The sequence below is a fragment of the Sphingomonas lycopersici genome, from assembly GCF_026130605.1.
Taxonomy (GTDB): Bacteria; Pseudomonadota; Alphaproteobacteria; order Sphingomonadales; family Sphingomonadaceae; genus Sphingomonas; species Sphingomonas lycopersici.
This window is the reverse complement of sequence record NZ_JANFAU010000003.1, coordinates 618,114-628,114: the sequence shown is the minus strand read 5'-3', so window position 1 is coordinate 628,114 and position 10,001 is coordinate 618,114. Positions and strand designations below refer to the sequence as shown.

Sequence of the window (10,001 nt, the reverse complement as noted above, 5' to 3'; positions counted from 1 at the left end):
GCTCGATCCGAGCCCACTCCGCATCGCTCAACCAGGTCAGTTGGCTCGCCATCACCGCCTCCGCTTCAAGCAGAAGCTTTGAATCAGCCAAATCACTCAACCGCAAGCTGATTGAGTACGGACCCTAGAGCCTGACGTTGAAATTGACCGCGAGAACGTGGTTCATGATATTGGGCCCGGGCCGGGCGATCAGTTGATTGAGATAGCCCGGTTCCAGCCTGACCCGATCGATCAGCGGAAGGTTGAGCCCGACGAAGGTGCGGGTCTGGTCGAAGCCGGCCCGGGGCCCCCAGCCGGTATCGTTCAGCCCGAAAAAGGTTTCGTTCCAGACGACCGCATTGACCTTGCTCGCGGTATGCAGCGGCGCCTCGATCCGGACCTGCTGGCGGACGCGCCAGCCGGTCTCGCCGCCTTCGCGGAAACGCTGTTCGAGGCGGGTTCGACCGGTCAGTCGCAAGCCATCGGGGCGGGATAGGATCGTATAGCCGATCTGTTCCCAGACGCGATGTTCGTTGGTCGTCCGCCCGGCTTCGGGATCGTGACGAAAAAAGAGATAGCCCGCGGTCAGCGCGAGATTGGGGTTGAGCTTGTAGCTGACGCTCGGGCGCACCAGAAGCTGGGTCAGGCCCGTCAGGCTGTCGTCGACCCGGGTATGCAGTTCGAGTGTCGCATCGACCTTCTCCGACAAGGCCGTGACCGCGTTGACGGCAAACCATGCCTGGCCGTTTTGCTCGGTCTGCGCATGCGCCGGGGCGGCAACGAGCAGCGCGACGGCGGCCGGAATCCAAATCCTGTACACCGTGTCAGCCTTGGGCCGTATCGAAGCGGTAAGCTAAATTGATCGAGGACCTAAAACAGACCACGGTTGAATCTCATATTACATGCATCGTTACGAAATATGTTTCATCGATCGTCGGTGGATCTTTGCTCCGGCGAGGCGATTGAATTTCCATATATACATTGCATGTTTCTGAATATTGCCAAATTGTAATTTAATGTTGTCTTAAACGAGCAAGCTTTATTGCTTGATTTTGTCCGTACGCTCGCCCGCCAGGATCGTGCCGCTGGGCCGCCATCGGATGCGGCGGACCCTCAGTGGCGGGTCACGCCCCCGGCATCATCGGTGCGACCCGACCGGATGGCCGCGCGCCCTGCGGCAACCGCGAACAGGCACAAGGCGAGGTAGCAGGCGGCCGGCAGGATGAAGGAATGGTGGTAACCGAAGGCATCGGAAATCGCACCGGCCGCAAGCGGCAACACCGCGCCGCCGACGATGGCGGTGCACAACAGCCCCGACGTCGCCTCCTCGCTCGCGGTCGATCGTTCGAGCGTGAGCGTGAAGATCGTCGGAAAGGCGATCGAATTGCACAGCCCGACCGCGAGTGCGGCATAGCCGCCGATCCCGCCGCCGACGAGGAACACGATAAGGCACAATGCCGCCGCCGCCGCCATCGCGCCGGCGAGCAGCCGGTGCGCGGGGAAGGAGATCATCAGCCCCGATCCGATGAAGCGGCCGATCATCGCGCCGAGCCAGTAGAGGCTGACGAAATAGCCCGCCTGCTGGAGCGGGATGTTCCACACGTCGGGAGCGTGGAGGAACAACGCCATCTGCGTGCCGATCGATACCTCCGCGCCGACATAGAGGAAGATCGCGAGCGCGCCGAGCACCGCCCAGCGCGCCGACAGCGCGGCGCCGATCGATGCGCCGGCGGCAAGCGGGGGCGCAGCGGCCTCGATCCGACGGCGCATCGCCCAGATGAAAACGCCGAGCAGCACGATCAGCCCCGCGATGAGAAGGAAGGCGGTGTCGATCGACGACAATGCGGCGTGGCGCGCGGCGTCGCTCAGGATCTCGCCGGGCTTGGTATCCAGCCCGCGCAGCAACAGGCTCGCGCCGACCAGCGGGCCGAGCACGGTGCCCAGCGAGTTGAAGCCCTGCGCGAAGGTAAGCCGGAAATGGCGCCGTGCGGGCGGCCCCAGCGCCGAGGCGAGCGGGTTCGCCGCCACTTGCAGAATCGTGATGCCGCTCGCGATGACGAACAGCCCGAGCAGCACGCCCGCATAAAGCGCGGCATTGCTCGCCAGCAGGATGATGACGCAGCCCGCCGCCATTAGCGCCAGCGCCACGACGATGCCGCGCACGTGCCGGAGCCGCGCGACCAGCATGCTCGCGGGCAGCGAGGCGAGCGCATAAGCGATGAAGAAGGCGAAGGCGCTGAGCTGCGCCTCGACGTTGCTGAGGCTGAAGATGTTCTTCACCGCCGCGACGAGCGGGTCGACCAGCGAGGTGATGAAACCCCAGCCGAAAAACAATGCCGTCACCGCCGCGAAGGCGCCGCCGGCGGGAGCGGATCGGTTCATGACTTTTCTCCGGCGCGCCGCGCGGGGCGGGGCGCGCGTTGTTCCAGGGCGAGCGTCTGGTCGTGCAACATGAGGGTCAGCCGGCGAGCTTCGCCGTCGAACCGCGGATCAGCAATTCGTGCTTGATCGCCGCCGGATCGAGCGCGCCGCCAAGCAGGATCGTCGCGGCGGCGGCGCCGAGAAGCTGGGTCGGCTGCCGTACCGTCGTCAGCGCGGGATAGGCGAGGCGGCTCGCGGGGGAATCGTCGAAGCCGGCGATTGCGAGATCGTCGGGCACCGAAAGCCCGCGGCTATGCGCGACCCGCAGCGCGCCGAGCGCCATTTCGTCGTTGCTGGCGAAGATCGCGGTGGGGGGCAGCGGCAGATCGAGCAACGCCGCCGCCGCCTGCGCGCCGGATTCGAGATCGAACCGCCCCGGCTGGATCAGCGCCGGCTCGGGCTCGATCCCCGCTTCCGCCAGCCCGTCGAGATAGCCGCGAAAGCGTCGCTGGGCGAGCGCGTGCTCGGGATGCGGGAGGACGAAGCCGATCCGGCGGTGCCCCTTTTCCATCAGATGCGCGACCATCGCGCGTGAGATCGTGCGATCGTCGATGACGATCGATTCGCCGTAGAGATCGAGCCCGCCCGCGATGCGGACCAGCGGCACTTTGAAGCGCGCGACATGCTCGACCACCGCCGGCATGTCGCACAGCGGCGGGGTCAGGATCATCCCGTCGGGGCGGAGCGTGGTGATGAGACGCTCGATCACCGGTAGCATCTGATCGTCGAGCTCGACCGGCTCGGAAACGAGGTGATAGCCGTGGTCGCGGCAGGTGCGCGCCGCACCCATCAGGATCTCGGTGATATAAGCGGCGCTGGGGTTGTTGAACGGATAGGCGATGATGAACGATTTGTGCCCGGCAAGCTGGCGCGCCGCCAGATTGGGCCGGAAATCCAGCGCCTCCACCGCGGCCATCACGCGATCGCGCAACTGGGGTCGGACGTGCGCCTCCCCGTTGAGCACGCGCGATACCGATTTCATCGATACGCCGGCGTGTTGCGCCACATCGCGGATGGTCGGCACTCAATTCTCCATTACGGCGCGTGCCGGTGATCGCACATGCCTGTCGCCAGCGTGATCCGGTTCGAACGATGCGGGCGGCTGATGGCGCCGGCCGCAGGTTCGGGATATCCAACCGGTCTGTCTTTGTCACATCCGGCGCGGCGGCGGGTCGGTATGTTCCTGCCGCCGCGCCGGATCATCAATGCCGGGCCGTGGCGCGCCGTTCGGTGAAATCGAGCCGGGCCTTATAGGGATCGTCGCCGTGCCGCGCGCCCGCGCCGTCGATGATCTGGACGGTGTCGTCGCCCGCTACCGCCTTCGGCCAAAGCGGGACGCCCCCTGCGCCGTCGGGGCGGCCGGTCTTGACGAAATTGACCCAGTAACGGTGCGTCAGTGCTGCCACCGGGGCCTCGGCGGGGATCATCTTCGGATCGCGCCGCGCGGCGACCGTGTCGAACGCATAGGGGATCTCGCTCGCATGCGGGGCGCCCCCCATCGCCGCGGCGACGGGCGGAACGGCATAAGCGAAGCGATAGAGATAGACCGGCTGGCGCGCGGCGAGCGTGCGGGCGACCGCGCGTGCCGGCTCGATCATCATCGCATCGGCGCTGGTCGCGGTGCCGAGCGCGAGGCCGGTGGCCTTGCCCTCGGGATCGTAAAGTCGGCGTGCTTCGTCGGCGTCCGCGCCGAACGCGGCGAATATCTTGTCCTTGTCGGTCACGAAGGGAAAGCCGTCGGCCGAGTTCGCGCCGATCATCACCGGCACTTGCGCATAACGACCTGCGGTCGCGGCGGCGACCGGCGACCCGGTGATCGTCCGGCCGTCGATCATCGGCCCCGAATAGCCGGGCTGCCGCATCGTCATCATCGAAAGATCGCCGGTGATCTTCTCCGCCGGCAGCGCGCGGAGCTGATCGGCGGTGAGGTTCGGCGCGAAGGCTTCTCCGGCCTTCGCCGCCTCGGCGAGGGTCGGCTGCGGCAAGGCATCGCGTCCGCCGCCGGATTCGACGATCGCGCGGGCAAACAGCCCGCGCGCCAGCGGCGATTGCAGCAGCATGTGCATCGACATGCCGCCCGCGCTTTCGCCGACCACGGTAACCTGCGCCGGATCGCCGCCGAACTTGGCGATATTCGCCTGGACCCATTTCAGTGCGGCGATCTGATCGAGGAAGCCGAAATTGCCGCCGTAGCCCTCTTTCTCGAGCGCCGGGTGGGCGAAGAAGCCGAAACGCCCGAGCCGGTAGTTGAGGCTGACGAAGACGATCCCGTCGCGGGCGAAGGCGTCCCCTGCATAGACCGCGGGCGAGCTGCCGCCGTTGACGAACCCGCCGCCGTGGACCCACACCATGACCGGCAGCTTGGCCCCGGCCTTCGTGCCGCTGGGCTGCCAGACGTTGAGATAGAGGCAATTCTCCGAAGGCTGGGTTGCGATCGGGGCGGCATCGGGCGGGAAGGGGGCCTGCGCGCAATCGGGCGCGAAGGCGCCGGCGTCGCGCACCGCCTTCCAGGCGGTGACCGGCTGTGGCGCGCGCCACCTGTTCGCCCCGACCGGCGGTGCGGCATAAGGGATGCCCCTGAAGACGGTGACGTCGCCGCTGGTGGTGCCCTTGACCGGGCCCGACAGCGTCTGGACCGTCTGGGCGGCGGCAGGAGCAGCGCCGGCGAGTGCGGCGAGGCCCGCGAGCGCGATCAGCTTTCGCATCGTCAATCCTTCCAGCTACGAGCGGCGATCCGCACGGTGACCGCCGGCCCCAGATGCTCGGCGTCCGATCCCAGCGCGAAGGCATAATCGCCCGCAGGGATCTTCCAGCCGCCGTTATCCCAGTCGGCGAGCAACCGCGGGTCGATCGTCACACTGACCTTCTGCGACGCGCCGGGTGCGAGTTCGACGCGTTTGAAGCCGACCAGCCGCTGTTTGGGGTTGCCCGCTCGCGAGACGAGGTAGAGCTGGCCCACCGTCGCGCCGGCGCGGCCGCCGGTGTTGCCCAGCGTGAAGGTCGCGGTCCTGCCGTCGGTCTTGAGCCCGCCCGCGGTGAAGCTGGTGTAGGAGAGCCCGTAGCCGAACGGGAACAGCGCCTTCTCCCCCTTGCGGGCGAACCAGCGATAGCCGACGTCGGAGCCTTCGATGTCGTAATCGGCGGTCAGCCGCGCATCCTTGCTCGGGGCCTCGCCGGCGAAATTGGGCTCCAGCTCGGCATAGCCATCGAGGATCGGGCGCGGGAGCTGGCCGGCGTTTTTCGGGAAAGTGATCGGCAGCCGGCCCGACGGATTGGTCTCGCCGAACAGTACCGAGGCGATCGCCTCGCCGCCGCGCGCGCCCGGATACCAGGCTTCGAGCACCGCCGCGGTCTTGTCGAGCCACGGCATGTCGACCGGATTACCGGTTTCGAGCACGACGATCGTGCGCGGGTTGGCGGCCGCCACCGCCTCGATCAGCGCATCCTGCCCGTGGGGGAGCGAGAAATCAGCCTGGTCGAGTCCCTCGGTCGACCATTTGGTCGCGAACACGATGACGACATCGGCCTTCTTCGCCTGGTTGACGGCATCGGCGACATAATCGCCCATCCGCCACACCACCTCGGCGCCCGGCGCCATTGCGCGGATCGCCTTGACCGGCGACGAGCGGTGATAGTTTTGCTGCATCAATGCGGCGAACGGCCCCTCCGCGCCGATCGCGACGGTGACGGCCGGTCCGCCTTCACCCTGCACCTGGCTCGAGCCGCCGCCCGACAGCACGCCCTGCGTCGCATAGCCGCCGATCACTGCGATCCGCTTCGCGGTCTTGGCGAGCGGCAGGACATTCCCCTCGTTGCGCAGCAGCACGATGCCCTGCTTGGCGGTATCTTCCGCCACCTTGGCGTGCGCGGCGAAATCGATCGCGCCGCCCGGCTTCGCCGGATTCTTGTCGAGCCCCGCGGCATAGATGGCGGTGAGCACGCGCTTGTTCATATCGTCGAGCCGCGCGGCATAGCGCGGGTCCTTCGCGGCGGCATCGCCCAGCGTTCTGGCGAAGAACACCGCGGGATCGAGCTGCTCGCCCGATTGCTGGTCGAGCCCGTGGAGCGCGGCGTCGAGGCCCGGCACCGCGCCCCAATCGGACATCACGAAGCCCTTGTAGCGCCAGTCCTGCTTCAGCACCTTGTTGAGCAGATAGTCGCTGTCGCAGCCCTGGCTGCCGTGGATGCGATTGTACGAGCACATCACCGACAAGGGGTTGCCGCGCTCGATGCCGATCTGGAAGGCGAGGAGATCGCTCTCGCGCGCCGCCGCATCGGATATCTTGACGTCGATGAACTTGCGCCCGGTCTCCTGCCCGTTGAGCGCGAAATGCTTGATCGTCGAGATGATGTTGTTCGATTGGATACCGGTGATCGCCGCGCCGACCAGTTCGCCGGTCAGCAACGGATCTTCGGAGAGATATTCGAACGTGCGCCCGTTGCGCGGATCGCGCGTCAGATTGGCGCCGCCGGCGAGCAGCACGTTGAAGCCCTTGGCCCGCGCCTCCGCGCCGATCGCCGCGCCCCCCTGGCGGAGGAGATCGGGGTTCCAGCTCGCCGCCATCGCCAGCCCCGAGGGAAGCGCGGTCGCGCCGTCGTGGCGGATGCCCATGACATAGGAGACGCCGAGGCTGGCGTCGGTCTCCTTGAGCGCCGGAACGCCGAGGCGTTCGATCCCGGCGATATAGCCCGCGCCCGGGATCGCATCGGCGGGCGGCCGCGGCGCGTTCGGCGAGAGCGGCAGCGGCATGATGCCGTGGGTCAGCACGGTTTTCTCTTCGGGGGTCATCTGCCGCACGGTCGCCGCGGCGCGCGCCTCGGCCGCCGCGACATTATCGGTCGTGCCCGCGGTGACCGCACTGGGCAGCATCGCCAGCGACGTGGCGGAGGCCATCAGGATCAAACGCATCTTCTTCTCCCGGTTCGTAATTCGGCAATGCGATGGCAGGAGAGGGAAGACCGGCCGCCGGGCCGGCCTCCTCGCTCCGTCAGTTGATCGGATCGGCGCGCCGGCATCAGAATTTGATGCCGGCACGGACGCCGAAGCGACGCGGATCCTGGAAGTTGACCGTACCGTCCCGGCCGAAAATGGGCGTGTTGGGCTTGTTGAAACTGCCGAAGGTCGCCGTCGTCAGCACGACATTATTCTCGAGATTGAGGACATAGGCTCCGATGTAGAATTTATCGTTCGCCGCCTTGTAGGTGATCGAAAGATCGGTCTTGGTAAAGGCCGGCTGGATATAGTCGATCAGGCTGGCGAGATCGGTGAGATAATATTTGCTGCTGTAATTGAGCATCGCATTGGCGACCAGCGAGCCGGCGCTGCCCAGATCGATCGTATAGGTTGCGCCGACACGCCCTGAGACGCGCGGGCTGCGGTTGAGCGCATGCCCGTCGAAGTCGAGCGAAACCGGGCCGTTGGGGCCGACGCGGCCCGGATTGAATTGCGCGTAGCGCGCATCGAGCCAGTTGAACCCCATTTCCACCTGCAGCGCACTCGTCGGCCGGAGATAGGCTTCGAGCTCGACCCCGTCGATCTTCGCCTTCGCGGCATTGGTGGTCAGCTGGCACAGCCCGCAGCCGCCGAAATTGCCGACCTGCGACAATTGCAGCCCCTTGTAATCGTAATGGAAGACCGAGGCGTTGACGCGGAGCGAATTGTCCGCGGTGTGGAGCTTCACGCCCGCTTCATAGGCGGTCAGCGTTTCGGGCTCATAATAGAGTTCTTTCACGCTATAGACGCATTGCGGCAGCGCGCCGGGGCCGGCGAGGCAGCCGTCGTTGAAGCCGCCCGCCTTATAGCCGGTCGCGACGCTCGCGTAGAACAGCCCGATCGGGGAATCGTAATCGATCCCGCCGCGCCACGTCGTCTTGGAAAAGCTGCGCGAGGCATTGTTGATCTGCAGCGTCACGCGGTTGCCGGGGATGCCCAGCGCCGGATCAGTGTCGAACACCGTCGCGCCGACCCGCGATTTGTCGTCGCTCGAATAGCGCACCCCGGCGGTGAGCCGCAGCTTGGGCAGCAACTCATAGCTCGCCTGGCCGAACGCCGATTTGTTGCTCGCGATCGTCGGATCCTGCGGAAATCCGAAGCGCGTGGCGAAGGGCGGCAGCCCGAGATCCTGCGGGTTGAGCAGGAAGAAATAGATGCCTGATTCTTCCTTGAAATAGTAACCGCCGGCCTGGACCTTGAGCGGGCCGTGATCATATGCGAGCCGCACCTCGTGCGAGGTCTGCCAGTAATTGCCGTCGAAGGTGCTGCGGTTCAGCCCGCCGAGCCCCGTTGCATGTTCGTGGCGTTCGCTTTCGCGATACGAGCCCAAATAAGTGAGCGTGAACGGCCCCATGCCGATGTTGAGTTCGCCCATGATCCCCTTGTCGGTGTTATCGACATAAGGGGACCACAATTGCGGGGTGTTGCTGCTGCGTAGCTGGTCGCTGCTTGCGCCGCGGGTGTTGTAGATCGCCTGCGCCGGCCGCGTCGCATTGACGTCGATCAACGGCGCGGCGCCGGTGAAGAAATTGGTGGTGGGCACCGATCCGATGCGCGTGCCCTTCAGCTTGCTGTAATCGCCGACCAGCAACAGGCTGATGTCGCTGGTCGGCTTGAACAGCACCGACAATCGCGCCGATTTATTGTCCTTATAGGGATCGAGCGAGAAGCCGTCGCCGGACGTGTTCTTCACATAAGAATCGTAGCGATCGAAATTGCCGGCAAGCCGGACCGCGAGCACGTCGGTCACCACCGGCGCGTTGACGATGGCGGTCACATTATAGTGGTTGTAGCTTTCGTAGCTTGCGTCGACCTGTGCACCGAGATCGAATTTCGGACGCGCGCTGATCAGGTTGATCAGGCCGGCGGTGGTATTGCGGCCGTAAAGCGTGCCCTGCGGCCCGCGCAGCACCTCGACCCGCTCGAGGTCGAAGAAGCTGACCTCCTGCGCCTGCGGTCGTGCGACATAGACCCCGTTGACAAGGAATGCGGCCGAGGGATCGCCTTTCTCGGTGCCGTCGGTGCTGGTCACGCCGCGGATCGTGATCTGCAGGCCGTTGTTCCGGACGATCGAGACGTTGGGAACTTTCTCCGCGAGCTGGGTCGGATTGGCGACGCCCTCCTGGACGAGCTGGTCGCCGGCGACCGCGGTCATCGCGATCGGGGTCTTTGAGAGGAGCGTCGCCGAGCGAGTCGCGGTGACGATGATGTCGCCGCCGTTCGCGGTGGAATTGGCGCTGTCCTTCGGCGGCTGCGGCAGATCCTGTGCGGCGGCGGGAACCGCCGCGAGCGCGAGTGCCGATGCGCAGGTCGCCCATGCAATTCTGTTCATGATCCCCTCCAATAATGTAATATTATTGTTTTTGTGCACGCTAGGGGCGTGTCTTTCTTACTCCCGGGCTTTGGCGTAACCGATTTGACAACGTAGTCAAGATAGCGTTGTCAATTTTTTCCGGCTGCGTTGTCCGGTGGGCGTCGCCATCGCCGCGGGCTGATCGGGCCGGTAACGCCTTTCGTCGCAAGCCGCGGGAAACGAACGCAAAAACGATGCCAAGCGCGGGTTGGGCGGTTGAAACATTCCGTTTCCGAAACCGCTCTTGAGGGCTGG

At 65.7% G+C, this 10,001-nt stretch carries 6 protein-coding genes; all 6 read right to left on the bottom strand.

Going from position 1 to position 10,001, the window contains the following annotated elements; all coding sequences use genetic code 11:
• Positions 1-124: 124 nt before the first annotated feature.
• The 6 genes from NED98_RS09505 to NED98_RS09480 all read right to left on the bottom strand — a co-directional run bounded on the left by NED98_RS09505 (position 125) and on the right by NED98_RS09480 (position 9,725).
• Complete coding sequence (locus NED98_RS09505) at positions 125-799, bottom strand: DUF2490 domain-containing protein (RefSeq protein ID WP_265312805.1); 675 nt, start codon at positions 797-799, stop codon at positions 125-127.
• 293 nt (positions 800-1,092) lie between these two features.
• Entirely contained in the window at positions 1,093-2,361 is a 1,269-nt protein-coding gene (gene gluP / locus NED98_RS09500) for a glucose/galactose MFS transporter (protein WP_265312804.1), read from the bottom strand.
• 76 nt (positions 2,362-2,437) lie between these two features.
• Positions 2,438-3,424 (bottom strand): LacI family DNA-binding transcriptional regulator, encoded by a 987-nt coding sequence (locus tag NED98_RS09495; protein WP_265312803.1) that lies wholly within the window; start codon positions 3,422-3,424, stop codon positions 2,438-2,440.
• A 178-nt stretch (positions 3,425-3,602) separates the two neighbouring features.
• Entirely contained in the window at positions 3,603-5,105 is a 1,503-nt protein-coding gene (locus tag NED98_RS09490) for a carboxylesterase/lipase family protein (protein WP_265312802.1), read from the bottom strand.
• A gap of 2 nt (positions 5,106-5,107) precedes the next feature.
• Positions 5,108-7,309 (bottom strand): beta-glucosidase family protein, encoded by a 2,202-nt coding sequence (locus NED98_RS09485; RefSeq protein ID WP_265312801.1) that lies wholly within the window; start codon positions 7,307-7,309, stop codon positions 5,108-5,110.
• A gap of 106 nt (positions 7,310-7,415) precedes the next feature.
• Complete coding sequence (locus NED98_RS09480; protein WP_265312800.1) at positions 7,416-9,725, bottom strand: TonB-dependent receptor; 2,310 nt, start codon at positions 9,723-9,725, stop codon at positions 7,416-7,418.
• Between the last annotated feature and the right edge of the window lie 276 nt (positions 9,726-10,001).

Excerpts from the sequence above, each read along its gene's own strand:
- gluP (WP_265312804.1), bottom strand. The coding sequence starts at position 2,361 with ATGAACCGATCCGCTCCCGCCGGCGGCGCCTTCGCGGCGGTGACGGCA.
- NED98_RS09490 (WP_265312802.1), bottom strand. The coding sequence starts at position 5,105 with ATGCGAAAGCTGATCGCGCTCGCGGGCCTCGCCGCACTCGCCGGCGCT.
- NED98_RS09485 (WP_265312801.1), bottom strand. The coding sequence starts at position 7,309 with ATGCGTTTGATCCTGATGGCCTCCGCCACGTCGCTGGCGATGCTGCCC.
- NED98_RS09480 (WP_265312800.1), bottom strand. The coding sequence starts at position 9,725 with ATGAACAGAATTGCATGGGCGACCTGCGCATCGGCACTCGCGCTCGCG.